This window comes from Exiguobacterium chiriqhucha RW-2, from assembly GCF_000416965.1.
GTDB classification, from domain to species: Bacteria; Bacillota; Bacilli; order Exiguobacteriales; family Exiguobacteriaceae; genus Exiguobacterium; species Exiguobacterium chiriqhucha.
Genome location: NZ_ATCL01000020.1, coordinates 570,427 through 589,148, shown reverse-complemented (window position 1 = coordinate 589,148; position 18,722 = coordinate 570,427). Strand labels below are relative to the sequence as shown.

Here is an 18,722-nt window from a genome sequence, read left to right as displayed (position 1 = left end):
GTGTCATCTCCTCATCTGTTTTTAAAAAAGACCGTAGAGAGTTCTACGGTCACTAAGCTTAGGCTCCCATAATTGAATCATGACGGGTCGTTTCCCAACCATATGCCACTTCGCGGAGCAACAATTCGCCAAACTCCCGATCTTTTTGGTCGATGACCTGTCCTTGTTTCCGCTCATAAAATGTACGGAACGGATTCATCTCAAGCGCCCAAATCAAGAGTCCCGCCTCACACATGGATTGGACGGCATGTTCAAGAAGAGCGGACCCGATTCCGTTCCCTTGATGATTCTCCAAAATATAGATGGCATATACTTCGTTCGTATGGTTCGGATACTCCCCTGTTCGCTCTTCGCCGTAAAGGACGAAACCCACAATCTCATCATTCACAATCGCCACAAAACCGGCTATTTCTTGCCGATGAAGCGCTGTCCGCAACCGTTCTGCCCATTCGATGGAACCGGAAGAAACTTTTAATAAATACTCAGTTGGTACGATCCCCCGATAGGTCGTACGCCATCCGTTCACACGCACTCTCGCAATCCCATACACATCATCTGGTTTGGCGACCCGAATGTCCAATGTGACCCCCTCCTAACCCGAAGCTTTACAAATAGTTTACCACAAATCCCCAACTCACAATCCAAGATTATGTGAATTTCGATCGTTCTTCCACCACAAAAAAAGAGACGCTACCTTCACTGAGGCAACGTCTCTCATTACTTATGCAACGTCTTTTGATTGAACCTGTGTAGACGATGTTAGAGGTTTTTTCAAGAATGACAAGAGCAATGCTCCAATCAAGGCTCCGGCAAGAATCGCAAGGGCGTAAAGACCCATGCTCATAGCGACGTTTCCAGCTCCTTCAAGGAGTGGGAAGACGAAGATTCCACCGTGCGGCGCTGGCAATTGGATGGCGAAGAAGGCTGACAATCCACCAGCGATGGCTGATCCGAGAATCGCTGACGGCAATACCCGAATCGGGTCGGCCGCTGCGAACGGAATCGCGGCTTCCGTGATGAACGAGGCACCCATGATATACGCTGTCTTGCCTGCTTCACGTTCTTGTTTCGAGAACTTTTGACGGGCGAACACAGTCGATGCGAGTGCGACGAGAAGCGGTGGTACCATCCCACCAGCCATGACGGCCGCCATGACTTCTTGGTTACCGGCAGTAAGTGCCGCTGTACCGAAGACGTAGGCTGTCTTGTTGATCGGACCGCCCATATCGACGGCCATCATACCACCGACGATGACACCGAGCAAGATGGCGTTTGCGCCGCTCATGCCGTTAAGTGTCTCCATCAACCAAGACATGAGTGCTGCAATCGGTTCATTGACGACGAGCAACATAATCATCCCAGAGATGAATGAACCGAGAAGCGGATACAACAGGACCGGCTTGATTCCTTCAAGTGTGGCCGGCAATTTCGCGAGCGCTTTCTTCAAGAAGAGGACGACATAACCGGCAAGGAAACCGGCGATGAGTCCACCGAGGAATCCGGCGTTCCCTTGGCTGGCGAGTGCCCCGGCGACGAGACCTGGTGCGAGACCTGGACGGTCGGCAATCGACATCGCGATGAAACCAGCAAGAATCGGAACGAGGAAGCCGAACGCTGCGCCACCAATCGTCATGAGTTGAGCGGCGAATTCGTTGTACGATGGGTCATCCGGGTTAGCCGAGTTGATACCCCAGAAGAAGCTGAGGGCGATCAAGAGACCACCAGCGACGACGAGAGGAAGCATCGCAGATACCCCGCTCATCAAGTGCTTGTAGATACCGGTGCGCTGTTCTTTTTGCTGACCTGACTTCCCAGTCGCTTGATAGACCGGTCCATCTTGTTTCACAGCACGATTAATCAACTCTTCTGGCTTCCGGATCCCTTGGGCGACCGGGACTTCAATGACGTGTTTACCGGCGAACCGGTCCATCTCGACGGCTTTATCGGCTGCGACGATAATGGCAGTCGCTTTCGCGATGTCGGCCGCTGTCAATTCGTTTTTGACGCCGGTCGAACCGTTCGTCTCGACTTTGATATCGACGCCCATCGCTTCCGCTTTTTGCTTCAAGCTATCGGCGGCCATGTACGTGTGCGCGATTCCCGTCGGACATGCCGTGACGGCAAGGATATAAGGTGCGTCTGCTTGCACCGGTTTCGAAGCGACAGGAGCCGCCTCGGCTGCTTCTTTTTCTTCAATGGCGCGGATGACGTCATCTTCTGACGTGGCCGCATAGAGACGTTCTTGGAACGCTGGATCCATAAGGAAGACCGATAATTTCGAAAGTGTTTCCAAATGTTCATTATTGGCGTGCTCGCCAGCAGCGATCATGAAGAACAAGCGGCTGTCTTGGCCGTCGAGCGCCTCGTAATCGATACCTTCGGAACGGCCGAAAGCGATGGCCGGTTGTTTGACGGCCTTCGTCTTCGCGTGTGGGATGGCAATCCCTTCACCGAGACCCGTCGTGCTTTGTGCTTCACGTGCGAGGATGGCGTCGCGGTAACCGTTTCGGTCCGAGAGTTTGCCGGCACGGTCGAGCACGTCGACGAGTTCTTCGATGACTTCAGCTTTCGAACGGCTGCGGAGATTCAGTTGAATCGTGTCCTTTTTAAGAAGGTCCGTGATGTTCATGTTGTTTCCTCCAATCGAGATAGTGGGGTGACGCTGACTTCGCCGACCAAGCGGTCCACGTCTTCTTTTGTGCACAGCCCGAACGTATAAGCAGACGCGCTTCCGGTCGTGACCGCGTAGCGGAACGCCTCAGTTGCGTCGTGGTCTAGAATGTTGGCAACGAACCCGGCGACGAGTGAATCGCCTGCACCGACCGAGTTGACAAGTTTGCCGCTCGGTGTGTTCGCCGTATAGGCGCCTGTTGCATTGACGAGCATAGCTCCGTCACCGGCAAACGAGACGATGACGTTTTGGGCACCTCGTTCGACCAACTGCTCCGCATAAGGGAGCGCCTGCTCGAACGTCTCGATGTCTGTGTCGAACAGTTCACCGAGTTCATGATGGTTCGGTTTGATCATGAGCGGTTGGAGCGCGAGCACTTCGAGCATCGCTTCCTTCGTCGTATCGACGACGAACTCGGCACCGTTCGCCCGGACCGTCTCGGCAAGCGTTCGGTAGAGCGTATCCGGTAGATTGCCCGGGATACTGCCGGCGAGGACGACAATGTCGCCTGATTGGACATGATCGAATTGACGCGTCAACCGATCAAGTTCCGTGTCCGAGATGACCGGTCCGCTCGCGTTCAATTCCGTCTCTTCTTTCGCCCGAATCTTAACGTTGATGCGCGTTTCTCCATCGACTTCGACGAAATCGGTTTGGACGCCTTTGTCTGTCAGTGCCTTCTTGATGAAGTCTCCTGTTGTGCCGCCGACGAATCCGAGGGCTACCGTGTCGACGTCGTATTCACGTAAGACGAACGATACGTTGATGCCTTTGCCTCCGGCCCGCTGCGTCGTTTCTTGAATTCGATTGACTTCACCGAGGACGACTTCAGGGAGTGTCACGTAATAATCGATTGAGGGGTTCAGGGTTAACGTGTAAATCATTGGGCGTTCACCACCTTTGTGATTGATTGAATCGAACTGACGCTTGACGAGTCGCTCCATGTGACGAGCGTGGCCGCTTCGAGCGGTGCCACTCGGCTGAACGAACGTTTCCCGAATTTTGAATCGTCCGCCAAAATGTATGCCTCGCGCGCCAATTCGATTGCTGTTTTTTTGACGAGTGCCTCTTCCGGGTCAGGGGTCGTGTACCCGGCTTCTAAGTCGACGCCATTGATGCCGAGAAAGGCGAGGTCGACCCGATAGTTCATCATGCTCTCTCGAGCGTTATAGCCGACGAGTGCCTGTGTCGACCGTTTCAACTCACCGCCGATCACGAACGTTTTGATATCGAGGTCGAACAAGTCGTTGGCGATCGGTAAGCTGTTCGTCACGACGATCACATCTTTTCCATCTAAGAAAGGAACCATCGCTTGCGTCGTCGTACCGGCATCGAGATAGACGGACATCCCGTCTTCGATGAACGTCGCGGCCTTCCGTGCGATCGCGACTTTTTCATCGACGTGTTGATCTCGTTTCTCCTCGAACGTCGGCTCTTCTTCGTAGCGGGCAACGAGCGTTGCGCCGCCATGTACCCGTTCGAGATATCCTTCTGCTTCGAGGTCGGTCAAATCTCGGCGAATCGTCGACTCCGACGATGCCGTCAACTCGACCAATTCTTTCAATTTGACAATCTTTTGCTCCGACAGACGTTGCAAAATCAGTTGATGTCGTTGCTTCGTTAACATCATATTCCCTCCGTAGCTCTAATATAAAGCGTTTTCATTTAAAAAACAATCATAAACATTCAAAAACATTCATCTTTTTTAACGTTTTCACAATTATAACATAAAAAACGGTCACTTAGTGACCGTTTTTGACAGTTCATTATCGTTTCAACAACCAATCGTTCAAGCGACGGATGAGTTCGGGGTGAAGCGGCGCCTCAATGGCGTCCCGATATTCCTTATGCAACGTGAGGAGCGCGTGCGGACTCGTCCGTTCGACGAGCAAGTGGTTCATGTCATGGATGATGTGGCTGTCGACGTCCCCTTTCGTCCGAATCGAATGGACGTGCTCCGGCGGGACTTGGACATCGCGGTCACCGGTCAGGGCGAGCACCGGGACCCGTATGTGTTCGAGCCGCTCACGCACGTCGTACGACGCATGCTCACGGATCCATTTGGCGTTCACGACCTGCCCTCGATATTTGAACGCAGCGACGTTCGTCCGCAGTGACCGTTCGAGCAAGTCGTCTTGTCGTTGCCGGATCTTTTTCGGGACGCCGGTCAATCGATAAAACATGCCTTTCAACCCTTTCACCGAACCGACTTCACTAGCAAGCGCATCGGCTTGCAGCAAGAACATCTTCTTCGAGGAATCGTTGAATCCGGCGAGAAGAATCAGTCCGGCCGCGTTCGTCTCGAGCTGCACCGCCGGGGCGATGACCGCCCCTTCGCTATGGCCGAGCACATACATGTCCCCTGCGTCTGGCTCCTGTTTGATGGCATTGACGACGGTGATCGCATCTGTCACCAGGTCATGCAACCCGACTTTATTGAAATCACCGTCCGATTCACCGATGCCTTGTTTATCATACCGATAGACGTTGACACCCATCTTAAAGAGCGCCTCGGCCAGTTTTTTATACGTGCCGAATTGGGATGGTCCCAAATTGCCGTCCCGGTCGCTCGGCCCACTCCCGCTGAGCAGGACGACCGTCTTACGGGGTTCGCCGTGGGTCATCCACGTACCGGCCAGTTGTCCATAATTCGTTGTCACGTTCAGTTGTCGTTCCATCGTATCGCCTCCCCTTTCATCATACCGAAGTATTTAAGAGAGGACGAGTGTTTATCCGTAAAGAAAAGACGTTCTTATTAGGAACGTCTCGGGGAAAATCGTTTCATTGAGTGATCAGCCACTGCTTCAGCCATTCAACTTGCTCTTCCATCACTTCATTGGATAGACGATCTAGATTATCGTATTCAGTATGCAAGTCATAAACCGCCAACCGCGAATCGCTCAGGACGGCTAGAGGTAAGTCAGCTTCTCCGTAGCTGTCCAGACTTGAACTGCCTAATATCGTCAAATCAAGTGCGTCGAACGGTTCTGTCTCTAAAAAGGAGTGGCGTTTCATTCCAATCGTTCGAATGTAAAGTGGGTCGTCGCCCGTTCCCATGGCATCTAACTGCAGAATCGTCTTTACCGATGGTTGACGCTCTTTCAATTGAGCGAGATAGTCATCACTTGCCTCTTCTCCAAACCCACTACCATTTAAAAAAACGTATCGGATTGTGGCATCGGTTTTCACACCGTCCATCTTTTCTAATAAATGATAAAGGACGGAAGACCCACTAACGCTTGAGAGGACATGATCCCCTTTCCACGAAGCGTCAAGGCGAGACATGATGACAATTTCTTCATCCCCTTCCCCTTGTTGAACATACTCTATATACGGTATTTCTTCGCGGTACGGTTCGATGACAATCATTTCGCCATCACGAAAAGCTTTGGCCGCCTCTCCATCGACTCCGGTACCCCCAATCGGTAATGTATAGGAAACAATCACGAAGCCGCTCTCATCCGGTTCATTCGGATGCGGTGTAATGACGTAACCGGCTGCCCCTGCTTCAGCGAGTTTACCTAAGTAACGGTTGGCCGCTTCATCATTATCGATGACCCCGTAATAATCTGACGTATAGGCTGTATGCGACTTTTCGAGAGAAGTGTCTGTCATCGGCAACACAATCACTTTGCCTTCCACTTGTTCGATGGGGTCATCCCAGTTCATATGTAAAAGTTCACCTTTGATCTCCTGTTCGAGCGCCATGCTCGAATATCCTTCAAAATATTCGTCGCCTAGATAAATGTCCGTCCAATAAGTAGAGCGCTCCACGTAATGGACGACACGCTTCGCACTCACTTCTAGCTCTGTACCAAATGTGTCAAAAAACTCAAAACTATCGTAACTATCTGCATCCCGATCTTGTGACGCAAAATATTCAGCCGTTTCATAAGGACTTGTTGATGAAAGCGGATTGAAATAAAGAAAAACGGTAAATAGTGCCGACAGTAAGCTGTACATAATTGTCATCTGCGTATCTCCATCAAAAAAACTCACCAATAAATGGTTGTATTATCCTATTATATTAAGTGATCTGACAATTGTATATTTCTTTTTCACAAAAAAAACGGCCTCCCTCTGAACGAGGGAAACCGATTGATTGGTGCAAGACTTATACGCCTTCGTAAGCAGCGTACATGATCTCTTTCAATTCTTCAACGAGCGGCATTTTCGGGTTAGCCGTCGTACATTGGTCTTCAAACGCGTCGACTGCCATCTTGTCGACTTTCGCGTCGAGGTCCGCTTTCTTGATGCCTTGGGCTTTGAACGAGAGCTTGATGTTCAAGCGCTGACCGAGCTCGATGATCGCTTGGATGAGCGATTCGACGCCTTCTTCCGTCGTGCTGGCTGGAAGTCCGAGGTAGCGCGCGATTTCAGCGTAACGCTCGTCGGCGATGAATGACTCATATTTCGGGAACGCCGCGAGTTTCGATGGGCGTGTCGCGTTATAGCGGATGACGTGCGGCATGAGGATCGCGTTCGTCCGTCCGTGTGGGACATGGAACTCGCCACCGATTTTGTGTGCGATCGAGTGGTTGATACCGAGGAACGCGTTCGCGAACGCCATACCAGCCATTGTCGATGCGTTGTGGACTTTCTGACGTGCTTCGGCGTCACTGCCGTTCTCATACGCTTTCGGGAGGTAATCGAAGATCATCTTCATCGAACGAAGCGCGAGTCCATCCGTATAGTCGTTTGCCATGACCGAAACGTACGCTTCGATGGCGTGTGTCAACACGTCCATTCCTGTATCAGCCGTGATTGAAGCTGGGACCGTCATGACGAACTCAGGGTCGACGATGGCGACGTCCGGTGTGATCGCATAGTCAGCGATCGGGTATTTGACGTTGCGTTTCTTATCCGTGATGACCGTGAACGGTGTCACTTCAGAACCCGTACCTGATGTTGTCGGGATGGCGACGAACATCGACTTGTTACCGAGCGTCGGGAATTTGTACGTCCGCTTGCGGATATCCATGAATTTTTGGCGAAGGTTCGAGAACTTCTCTTCTGGGCGTTCGTAGAAGAGCCACATGCCTTTCGCGGCATCCATCGGTGATCCACCACCGAGTGCGATAATCATATCTGGTTGGAAGTGACGCATCGCTTCGGCACCGCGCATGACTGTTTCAACTGACGGGTCTGGTTCAACTTGGTCGAAGATGCGGTACTCGACGCCAGCCGGCAAGTTTTTGACGACTTTATCGGCAAATCCGAGTTTGACCATCATTTCATCCGTGACGATCATCGCCCGTTTTTTCGATGTGAGCGATTGAAGGTATTGGACCGAGTTTTTCTCAAAGTAAATCTTTTCAGGGACTTTAAACCATTGCATGTTCACGCGACGTCTCGCCACCTTTTTCACGTTGAGTAGATGTTTCGCCGTCACGTTCTCAGAGACGGAGTTTTTACCGTACGACCCACAACCGAGTGTGAGTGATGGTGTCATTTCATTATAGAGGTCACCGATCCCGCCGTGTGCCGTTGGCGAGTTGACGATGATGCGGCAAGCTTTCATTCGGAGTCCGAATGCGAGGATGGCGTCATCGTCAGTCGAGTGGATGGCTGCCGTATGACCGAGACCACCGATTTCGAGCATCTTCTCTGCGATGGCGAAACCTTCTTCACGCGATTGGACTTTATAAGCACCGAGCACTGGGCTGAGTTTCTCATGTGAGAGCAACTCTGTCGCACCGACCGTCTCGAGTTCGGCGATCAAGATTTTTGTATCGGCCGGGACTGTAAGTCCAGCTCGTTCGGCGATCCAGGCTGCAGGCTTCCCGACGATTTCCGGGTTGACCGCACAAGAGTCTGTTTTAATGACGAGTGTCTCGAGTTTTGCTTTCTCTTCTGGTGAGCAGAAGTAGCAACCGAGCGCCGTCATTTCGGCTTTCACTTCTTCGTACACTTCTTGGTCGACGATAATCGCTTGTTCAGATGCACAGATCATCCCGTTATCGAACGTTTTCGACAAGATGACGTCCGAGATGGCACGTTTTACTTTTGCTGTTTTGTCGATGTAGGCCGGAACGTTACCAGGACCGACGCCAAGGGCTGGTTTACCAGTCGAGTAGGCTGATTTGACCATCGCCGCTCCACCAGTTGCGAGGACCATGGCGACTCCTGGGTGGTTCATGAGCGCTTTCGTCGCGTCGAGTGACGGTTTTTCAACCCATTGGATCAAGTGTTCCGGAGCTCCCGCTTCGATGGCTGCGTCACGAAGGATGCGTGCCGCTTCACTTGAACACTGTTGTGCCGACGGGTGGAAACCGAAGATGATCGGGTTACGTGTTTTGATGGCGATGATTGCTTTGAACATCGTCGTTGATGTCGGGTTCGTGACCGGTGTGACCCCGGCGACGACACCGACTGGTTCAGCGATGTACGTGATGCCGTTTTGCTCATCGTCCTCGATGACGCCGACCGTCTTCTCGCCACGGAGTGAGTTATAAATATATTCTGTCGCAAAGATGTTTTTGATCATTTTATCTTCAAACACACCGCGACCTGTTTCTTCATATGCATGTTTCGCGAGGGCGACGTGTTGTTCGAGACCGGCTAACGCCATCGCTTGAACGATTGTATCGATTTTCTCTTGATCGAACGTCATCAATGTCTCGAGCGCCGTGTGGGCTCTAGTGACGAGCGTGTCGACCATCTGTTCTGCTGATGTTTCTACTACTGCTTTCTCTTTAACTGCCATGTTGGTTTCCTCCTCATGAATGAGAGCTTATACTGTTGACTTGATGGAGAGCACGGAGCAATCAGTTGGTTTGAGAAGAGTTTGTGCTTTCCTTCACATTCATAGAATACAACGTTTCTTGCATTTTGTGCGTGACAACAATGTGAACTCTTTCACAATATTTTTTAGGAGAATGAGGATAGGGCTTGCTTTTTCATATGACGCTCAGTAAAATCGAATGCGTTTTCATGAAAATAAAGCATACGCGATATGTAAACGCTTACATACATTGTGTCCATGATGAGGCGAATGCGCTGTGCAAAATGTCACGGGATGAGGATTGGTCGTCCACCCTGCGCTCGGTCGTGTATAATGAAGAAAGAACCTAATTAGGAAGTGACATGATTATGCCGAGACAAGACGCAGCCGATCAGTTCGTGAAACTGATCCCATTAATTCGCCGGAAGTTATTACGTCGTTCCGACCTTCCGCAAATCCCAAACTTAAACTTTTCCCACTTTCATCTCCTCATGTTGATTGAAGATGAAGGCGCGGTCACGAACGGACACATCAGTGAGACGTTATCGATTGCCCCGCCGAACGTGACGCCGCTCATCACGAAGCTCGTCGATGAGGGCTACATCACCCGCGTCCCGGACGAACGCGATCGTCGTGTCATCTGGAATCAACTGACCGAAAAGGGCGAACTCGTCCTCCGCGAGCGTCGCGATTCGTTCCGTCGCCTGTTCGAGGACCGTCTCGCGTTTCTGAACGAGGAAGAGACGGACCGTCTGATCGACAGTTTGAAGACGTTGACGGAGATCGTCGAGAAGATGGATAAGAGCGAGGGATGATTTTTGCTCGTCAACATCCACGTCTTCTTATATAATCGAGGATGAATCAATCGAACAATGGAAAGAGAGATGACATGTAATGGGTCGTAAATGGAACAACATTAAAGAGAAAAAGGCGTCAAAAGACGCCAATACGAGTCGCATCTATGCGAAGTTCGGCCGTGAAATCTACGTAGTCGCCCGTCAAGGGGAACCAGATCCAGAATCAAACCAAGCACTCAAGTTCGTCGTCGAACGAGCGAAGACGTACAACGTCCCGCGCGCAATCATCGACCGCGCCATCGACAAAGCGAAGGGCGGCGACGAAGAGAACTTCGATGAGCTCCGCTATGAAGGATTCGGACCGAACGGCTCGATGCTCATCGTCGACACGCTCACGAACAACGTCAACCGGACGGCGTCTGAAGTCCGCGCCGCTTTCGGTAAAAACGGCGGCAACATGGGTGTCAGCGGGTCGGTCGCTTACATGTTCGACGCGACGGCTGTCATCGGTGTCAACGGCATGTCTGCTGACGACGTACTCGAACTCATGATGGAGCACGACCTCGACGTCCGTGATGTCATCGAAGAAGATGAGACGGTGATCGTCTATGCAGAACCAGAAGCGTTCCATGCCGTCCAGACTGCCTTCAAAGCAGCAGGCATCGAGACGTTTGAAGTCGCCGAGTTGACGATGCTGCCACAAAACGAGATTGCCCTCGACGACGAGTCGAAAGAACAGTTCGAAAAACTACTCGACGTCCTCGAAGACCTCGAAGACGTGCGCCAGGTATACCATAACGTTGAAGGATGACGAACGAGCGATAACTTTTCGGAGTTATCGCTTTTTTTGAACAATCAATTTGACAACCCGAAACACGTATGTTAAATTTCAAAAGTCTTTATCATATTAAAGTGATAACAAGAGAAAGAGTTTTGAATGAAAGGTGTTGGAAATGATGAATGCTGTCTTATTAGCTGTTATCGTATTATTCGCTCTTGCGATCAGTCGAGTTCACATCGTCTTATCGCTCATCCTTGCCGCGGTCGTCGGTGGTCTGGTCGGAGGTCTCGGGTTTAATGAGACGTTGACCGCCTTCAGTGACGGTCTCGGCGGAGGCGCGACGATCGCCCTCAGTTACGCGTTGCTCGGCGCATTTGCCGTCGGTCTATCAAAAACAGGGCTCCCAGATGTCCTGGCTGAAAAGTTGATCAGCATGTCAGGCCGTGACGTCACAGGCAAAAGTGTGACCCGGGTCAAGGCATTGTTGCTATCGTTCCTCTTATTACTAGCAATCAGTTCGCAGAACGCGCTACCGATTCACATCGCGTTCATCCCAATCGTCATCCCGCCGCTCCTCGTGCTATTTAACGAGTTGAAGCTCGACCGCCGTCTCGTGGCGACGATTCTCACATTCGGTCTCGTCACCCCGTACATGTTACTCCCGGTCGGATTCGGTGGCATTTACTTGAATGAGATTTTGCTGCCGAACGTGGAAACGAACGGCATGACCGTCGGTGATGTCAACATCGTCAGCATCATGGCCATCCCGGCCCTCGGTATGCTCGTCGGTCTCATCACCGCCTTCTTCCACTATCGGAAGCCGCGTTCGTATGAGACGATTCAACTCGGACCAAGCGACTATGAGGTCCGGACGTTGAGCCCGCTCAAGATTTGGCTCACGGCCGCTGTCATCCTCGTCGTGCTCGTCGTACAGCTTCAAACCGAGTCGATGATCGCCTCGGCCGTCACAGGACTCATCTTGTTGACGTTACTTCGCCTCATCCCTTGGTCAGAGGCCGATGACATCTTCACGAGCGGCATGCGCATGATGGCATTTATCGGCTTCGTCATGATTGCAGCAAGCGGTTTCGCCGCCGTCATCCGCGCGACCGGTGCCATCGAACCACTCGTCAGTGGTGCGAGCGGCATTATGGGTGACTCACAATTTGTCGCCGCACTCGTCATGCTCCTCGTCGGACTCGTCATCACGCTCGGCATCGGTTCGAGTTTCTCGACGGTTCCAATCATCGCGGCCATCTTCGTCCCGCTTTGCATCCAGTACGGTTTCTCGGTCGAGGCGACAATCGCCATCATCGGGACGGCCGGTGCGCTCGGTGACGCCGGTAGCCCAGCGAGTGACTCGACACTCGGCCCGACGAGTGGCTTGAACGCCGACGGTCAACACGACCACTTGCGTGAGACGGTGTGGCCGACGTTCCTTCACTACAATATCCCGCTCATCATCTTCGGTTTGATTGCCGCCATGGTATTGTAATCACTTCCGATTGCGCCGCGCATAAATCGTGCCGAGCAAGACGAGCACGAGTAAGAACCAAATCCCGGTATACATGAGGATTTCGATAATCATTGCTAACTCCTCCTAAATATCCATGTAAAAAAGGAGCGACATCGCGTCGCTCCTTTTTATGATGAAGTTTTTAGCTGTTGTTGACAAGTGTTCAAGTATCCGTCGACGGTATCCGCGACTTCGCGGCCTTCCCGGATCGCCCAAACGATCAAACTTTGTCCCCGTCTCGCATCCCCTGCGACAAACACACCTTCGACGTTCGACGTATAGTCATGGTTCGCCTCGATGCCGACCTTCCGGAGTTCACGTTCCGGTCGTTCGAATCCGATGGCGACAAGCACGAGATCGGCTGGATACGTCTCGACCGAACCGTCGACGACGAAGAATGTCGCCTGTCCGTCCGGTTTGACGATTTTCTCCATCCGTTCCGTCTCAATCCCGACGACCTGATCCCCTTGTTTGATGACCCGGTTCGAACGAATTAAATACGTACGCGGGTCACGGTCGAAGTATTCGATTGCTTCCGCATAAGCGTAATCGGTCGACAACGTGTCCGGCTGGAGCGGCCATGGCCGTTCCGGCGCCCGGAACATGCCTTTCTCCGGGTGCTTCCCGAACTGTGTCACCGACTTGGCGCCTTGACGGATCGCCGTCGCCACACAGTCCGCGCCCGTGTCTCCGCCACCGATGACGATGACGTCTTTCCCGTTCGCGTCGTATCGGGCGTCGAGCGATTTTCCGCCGAGCGTACGCGTCGACTCGGTCAAATAATCCATCGCCGGCTCAACGCCTGTGGCATCATCCCCATCGATGCCGAGCGTACGTTGCTTTTGAGCCCCCGTCGCGAGAATGACGGCATCGTACGTGTGACGGAGTGACTCGATCGTCACATCGGTCCCGACGTTGACGCCCGTCTTGAAGCGGATCCCCTCCGCCTCGAGTAGACGTACACGACGCCGGACGACATCTTTCTCGAGCTTCATGTTCGGGATGCCATAGAACAACAGGCCGCCCGCCTCATCCGCTTTCTCATAAATCGTGACCGCATGACCGAGCTGATTCAACTGATCGGCCGCCGCGAGCCCGGCCGGCCCGCTGCCGATGATGGCGACACGGCGTCCGGTCCGTTTCTGGACGTGACGAGGTTTGACCCAGCCTTCCTCGAACGCCCGGTCGATAATTGTCCGTTCAATCGATTTGATGGCGACCGGGTCCTCACTGATGCCGAGCGTACACGAGCCTTCACACGGCGCCGGACAGACACGACCCGTGAACTCCGGGAAGTTATTCGTCTCCATCAATCGCTCGAAGGCCCGATACCAATCTTGATCCGAGACAAGCTTGTTCCACTCCGGAATCAAGTTGTGTATCGGACAACCGATCGTCTCTTGTCCGATCATGTCCCCGACGTGACAGAACGGGGTGCCGCAATCCATGCAGCGCTCGGCTTGTTTGACGATTGGTCCGTCTTCCATGCGGGAAGCGTATTCTTTATAATCATGAACCCGTTCGACGACAGAACGCTCCGGCAATGTCTGTCGTGGGATATCGATAAATTTATGTCTCATACTCCCCCTCCTTCAGTCACGACACGGAATAGTTCGAGGGCGCGGTCGGCGTCACTCAATTCCGGACGCGTCGCCTCGATGTGACGCATGACGTCAAGCACGTTCGCATAGTCACGCGGCACGATTTTGACGAAACGTTTGCGTTCTTGCTCGAACGCCTCGAGCACGGCTCTCGCTTTGACACTGTCCGTATGGAACTGGTGCATCTCGAGCAGTGCATAAATCTGTTCGGCATCCTCGTCGGTCAATTCACGGTCGACCGAGACGAGCTCTTGGTTGACGAGCTGTTCGTACGCTTGGTCCCCGTACAGATAGGCGACCCCGCCCGACATCCCTGCCCCAAAGTTACGCCCGACATCTCCGAGGACGACGACAGTGCCGCCGGTCATATATTCACAGCCATGGTCGCCTACCCCTTCGGTCACGGCGACGGCACCTGAGTTACGGACGGCAAACCGTTCTCCGACGTGACCGTTGAAGAACGCCATCCCCGACGTCGCCCCGTAGAGACAGACGTTACCGGCGATGACTTGTTCACTCTCTTCGAACGGAGCATGTTTCTCGGCGATGACGGCGAGCTTTCCGCCGCTCAAGCCTTTCCCGACATAGTCGTTGGCGTCGCCGATAACCGAGATGGTGATCCCGTTCGGCAAGAAGGCACCAAGGCTTTGTCCGGCCGAACCGCTGAGTCGGAGTGAAATCGTGTCCTCGGCGAGTCCGACGTTGCCATGCACTTTCGTCACTTCATGACCGAGCATCGTTCCGACGGCGCGGTCCGTATTGCGGACACGTCCGACGAAGAACGTCGGTTGGAGCGATTTGATGGAACGCGAGACAGCTGGAATCAATTTGCGGTGATCATACGACTGATAAGCCGGATGGGCCAACTCCTCTTTCTCCGGCAAAGCCGTCGGAATCGACAACATCGGCGTCAAATCGAGCGTCTTCGCTTTCGGATGAGCTTGTTTCCAGGCACTCTCCTCCAACAAATCGGTCCGACCGATGACGTCTCGAAGCGAGGTCGCTCCGAGCGAGGCTAAAATCTCCCGTACTTCCTCGGCGAGGAACGTCATCAAGTTGACGACATGTTCGGGTTTCCCCATGAACTTCGCACGCAACGCCGGGTCTTGGGTCGCGACACCGACAGGACACGTATCGAGGTGACACGCCCGCATCATGATGCAGCCGAGCACGACGAGCGGTGCAGTCGCGAACGCATATTCCTCGGCACCGAAGATGGCAGCGAGGACGATATCGCGTCCGGTCATGAGTTTGCCGTCGGTTTCGAGCGTGACGCGGCCCCTGAGACCGTTCAACGCGAGCGTCTGGTGCGTCTCGAGCAGACCGAGCTCCCACGGGAGTCCCGTGTGCTTGATTGACGTCCGCGGCGACGCCCCGGTCCCACCGTCATAACCGCTGATGACAATCGTATCGGCGTTCGCCTTGGCGACACCGGCTGCGATCGTCCCGACGCCTGACTTCGAGACGAGCTTGACGCTGATTTTCGCGTTCGGATTGACATGCTTCAAGTCGAAGATGAGTTGCGCTAAATCTTCAATCGAATAGATGTCGTGGTGTGGTGGCGGCGAGATGAGACCGACACCTGGGACGGAGCCGCGGACTTCGGCGACCCATGGATATACTTTGTTCCCAGGCAATTGTCCGCCCTCACCCGGTTTTGCCCCTTGCGCCATCTTGATTTGAATCTCATCGGCGTGATACAAGTATTCGGCTGTCACGCCGAAACGTCCACTCGCGACTTGTTTGATGCGACTAACGCGTTCACTGCCGTCCTCGTCAGGGGTAAACCGCTTCCGGTCTTCCCCGCCTTCCCCTGAGTTACTCTTGCCGCCGATTCGGTTCATGGCGATGGCGAGTGTTTCATGGGCCTCTTTTGACAAAGATCCGAACGACATCGCTCCCGTCTTGAAGCGACTGACGATCGATGCGACCGACTCGACCTCGTCGAGCGGAATTGCATCCTGTTGTTTAAATGCGAACAATTGGCGCAAGAATTGACCTGATGACTCATGGAGCTTGACGTAGGCGTCATAATACCGGCGCTCGTTCTCGCGGCAGGCTCGTTGTAATAGGTGAATCGTCTTCGGATTGAAGGCGTGCTCTTCCCCATCGGCGCGCCACTGGAAGTCGGTCCCGGCCTCGAGTGGTCTCTCGCGCTTATAGGCGGATTCGTGCTGCCGGCGCGACTCGTCTTCAAGTTCGGTGAAACCGACACCGGACAACTGTGACGTCGTCCCACGGAAATGGCGTTCAATCAAGGCGCGGTCGATGCCGACCGCCTCGAAGATTTGGGCACCGCGGTAACTTTGTACTGTCGAGATGCCCATCTTCGACATGATTTTCACGATGCCATCGACCGAGGCCGTCTGATAGCGGCGGACCGCCTCATCGAACGAGTACGAAAGTTGACCGGCTTCGACCGCCTCGGCGATTGTCGCATAGGCGAGATACGGATAGACGGCGTCGGCGCCGTAACCGATTAAGGCGGCCGCTTGATGGACCTCGCGAACTTCACCGCTCTCAGAGACGAGACTGCATGATGCCCGTAGATCGACGCGAATCAAGTGCTGGTGGACGGCGCTCAATACGAGGAGCGCTGGCATCCCGAGCATATCTTCATTCATGTTTCGGTCCGACAAGACGATGACGTCGGCACCGTCGCGGATGAGCGTCTCGACTCGCCCGAACAACGCCTCTAACGAAGCCTCCAAATCGTGTGTATATGACGTATCGACCCGTTCGACGCGCAACGTCTCGTTCACTTTTTCGAGTGCGGCCGCATCGAGGAACGGGTGCTTGAGCCAGACGCGACGGGCGTGACCACGGCCGGTATGGACCGGGTTCGCTTGTGGCCCGAGCCATGTGAATGTCGCCGTGACGATTTTCTCACGCAATGCATCGATCGGCGGGTTCGTGACTTGGGCGAAGTGCTGTTTGAAGTAATGGAACAAAGAGCGTGGCCGCTCAGACAACACCGCGACCGGTTGGTCATGTCCCATCGACCCGATTGGATCTTTTTTCTCGAGGATGAGCGGGACGAGATATTGTTCAATGTCCTCTTTCGTGTATCCGAACGCACGTTGCTTCCGATGCAGGTCGGCGACGAACGGCTCGTCGACCGGTCCATCGCTGAGTTCGGTCATCTGCTTCAACCATTTACCGTAAGGCTCGGCCCGTGCGATCGTCTGTTTGATTTCCGCGTCCGGGATGAGTCGTTTCGACTCCAAATCGATTAATAACAGCTGCCCGGGACGGAGTCGTTGCTTCGACTTCACATTCTCGGCTTGCACCGGGATGACGCCGCTCTCTGACGACAAAATGAGCTCACCATCGAGCGTCTCGATATAACGCATCGGTCGTAATCCGTTTCGATCCAAGATGGCACCGATTTGACGGCCGTCCGTGAAGACGACACCGGTCGGTCCATCCCACGGCTCCATGATCGACGAATGATATTGATAGAAGTCTTTTTTGAACGGGTCGATTTTCACTTCCGCGAACGGCTCAGGGATGAGCATCATCGCCGTATGGGCGATCGAACGCCCGGTCCGGGTGAAGAATTCGAAGGCGTTGTCGAGCATCGACGAGTCACTCCCCGTCTCTTGGAGGACCGGGAACAGCTGATTGACGTCCTCGAACAAATCGGTCGAGGTCACGCCTTCGCGGGCCCGCATCGCATCGATGTTGCCGCGGAGCGTATTGATTTCCCCGTTATGGACGATCATGCGGTTAGGATGCGCCCGCTCCCATGATGGGAACGTGTTCGTCGAGAAGCGGGAATGGACGATTCCGAACGTGCTCTTGAAGGAGGGCGCCTGTAAATCGAGATAAAAGCGCTCGATTTGTTCCGGCGTGAGCATCCCTTTATAGACGATCGTCTTCGTCGACAAGCTCGGCATGTACAGGTTCAACGCTTCGGTCTTTTCAATCGTCCGCCGGAGCTGATAGAGTGTCCGCTCGTTTGAGTCATAGTCCGCGAACGGGCACGAGACGAACCATTGATAGATGGTCGGCTGTGTCACGCGGGCATGCTCACCGATCGCATTTGGATTGACCGGGACTTCGCGCCAGGCGATGGTCGCGAAATCAAATTCGTCGGCAATCGCTTCCATCTGACGTTGCTTATCCTGCAGTCTCGACTCATCCGGTTGGAAAAAGACCATTCCGACGGCATAGCGACCTGGTGTCGGCAAATTCATCGTCTCAAGGAACAGTTCGTGCGGCAGCTCGGTCATGATTCCCGCGCCGTCACCGGCATCGATGACGCCTTGCCCGCCTCGGTGTTCTAGCTTACAGAGCATCGACAGCGATTTACTGACGATGTCATGTTTTTTCTCTCCATTTAGGTTGACATATAGCCCAATGCCACATGCGTCTTTTTCGAATCGTGAATCGTACAAGCCTGTTCGCTTCATCGAATCAACCCCTCTCTCTCGAACTTGTTTCGTAAATTTTATTTTGTTCTAAATATTCTGATAAATCAAGTGGGTTGTATACTATTCTGCATAACACAAATCGTCTAAGTCATAATTGAAAGCGTATTCATTAGCTTTATCAAGCTATTTATGAAAATCACTTATAATCTATAAAGAATAATTATCCATCAAATATATTAGTATATAGGTTCAAAAG

At 53.2% G+C, this 18,722-nt stretch carries 12 protein-coding genes; 3 read left to right on the top strand and 9 right to left on the bottom strand.

Annotated elements, in window-relative coordinates; translation table 11 throughout:
• Positions 1-58: 58 nt before the first annotated feature.
• From M467_RS27085 to adhE, 7 genes are all read right to left on the bottom strand, one after another.
• A complete protein-coding gene (locus M467_RS27085) occupies positions 59-580 on the bottom strand; it encodes a GNAT family N-acetyltransferase (protein ID WP_021067335.1) in 522 nt (173 codons plus the stop codon).
• 141 nt (positions 581-721) lie between these two features.
• On the bottom strand, positions 722-2,629 hold the full coding sequence (locus tag M467_RS27080; protein WP_021067334.1) for a PTS fructose transporter subunit IIABC: 1,908 nt from the start codon (positions 2,627-2,629) through the stop codon (positions 722-724).
• Positions 2,626-3,555 carry a 1-phosphofructokinase gene (gene pfkB, locus M467_RS27075; protein WP_021067333.1) on the bottom strand — a complete coding sequence of 310 codons (930 nt, stop codon included), beginning with the start codon at positions 3,553-3,555 and terminating at the stop codon, positions 2,626-2,628. The genes M467_RS27080 and pfkB overlap by 4 nt, the downstream gene beginning before the upstream one ends.
• Positions 3,552-4,298, bottom strand: a complete 747-nt coding sequence (locus M467_RS27070; RefSeq protein ID WP_021067332.1) for a DeoR/GlpR family DNA-binding transcription regulator — start codon at positions 4,296-4,298, stop codon at positions 3,552-3,554. The genes pfkB and M467_RS27070 overlap by 4 nt, the downstream gene beginning before the upstream one ends.
• Positions 4,299-4,437: 139 nt before the next feature.
• On the bottom strand, positions 4,438-5,349 hold the full coding sequence (locus M467_RS27065) for an alpha/beta hydrolase (RefSeq protein ID WP_021067331.1): 912 nt from the start codon (positions 5,347-5,349) through the stop codon (positions 4,438-4,440).
• 103 nt (positions 5,350-5,452) lie between these two features.
• The gene (locus M467_RS27060; RefSeq protein ID WP_021067330.1) at positions 5,453-6,643 is read right to left on the bottom strand and encodes a zinc-binding metallopeptidase family protein; all 1,191 of its coding nucleotides are present in this window, start codon (positions 6,641-6,643) and stop codon (positions 5,453-5,455) included.
• 142 nt (positions 6,644-6,785) lie between these two features.
• A complete protein-coding gene (adhE, locus tag M467_RS27055; protein ID WP_021067329.1) occupies positions 6,786-9,377 on the bottom strand; it encodes a bifunctional acetaldehyde-CoA/alcohol dehydrogenase in 2,592 nt (863 codons plus the stop codon).
• Positions 9,378-9,763: 386 nt separating this feature from the next.
• Between adhE and M467_RS27050 the strand changes: the two genes are divergently transcribed.
• From M467_RS27050 to M467_RS27040, 3 genes are all read left to right on the top strand, one after another.
• Entirely contained in the window at positions 9,764-10,210 is a 447-nt protein-coding gene (locus M467_RS27050) for a MarR family winged helix-turn-helix transcriptional regulator (protein ID WP_021067328.1), read from the top strand.
• A 79-nt stretch (positions 10,211-10,289) separates the two neighbouring features.
• A complete protein-coding gene (locus tag M467_RS27045) occupies positions 10,290-11,003 on the top strand; it encodes a YebC/PmpR family DNA-binding transcriptional regulator (RefSeq protein ID WP_021067327.1) in 714 nt (237 codons plus the stop codon).
• Between the two features lie 145 nt (positions 11,004-11,148).
• The gene (locus tag M467_RS27040) at positions 11,149-12,468 is read left to right on the top strand and encodes a Na+/H+ antiporter family protein (RefSeq protein WP_021067326.1); all 1,320 of its coding nucleotides are present in this window, start codon (positions 11,149-11,151) and stop codon (positions 12,466-12,468) included.
• Positions 12,469-12,617: 149 nt separating this feature from the next.
• Here M467_RS27040 and M467_RS27035 read toward each other — a convergent pair whose 3' ends face one another.
• Both M467_RS27035 and gltB read right to left on the bottom strand, forming a co-directional pair.
• Positions 12,618-14,069 carry a glutamate synthase subunit beta gene (locus M467_RS27035; protein WP_021067324.1) on the bottom strand — a complete coding sequence of 484 codons (1,452 nt, stop codon included), beginning with the start codon at positions 14,067-14,069 and terminating at the stop codon, positions 12,618-12,620.
• Positions 14,066-18,505, bottom strand: coding sequence for a glutamate synthase large subunit (gltB, locus tag M467_RS27030; protein ID WP_021067323.1), 4,440 nt, complete (start codon positions 18,503-18,505; stop codon positions 14,066-14,068). Before gltB ends, M467_RS27035 begins: the two co-directional genes overlap by 4 nt.
• Positions 18,506-18,722 lie beyond the last annotated feature (217 nt).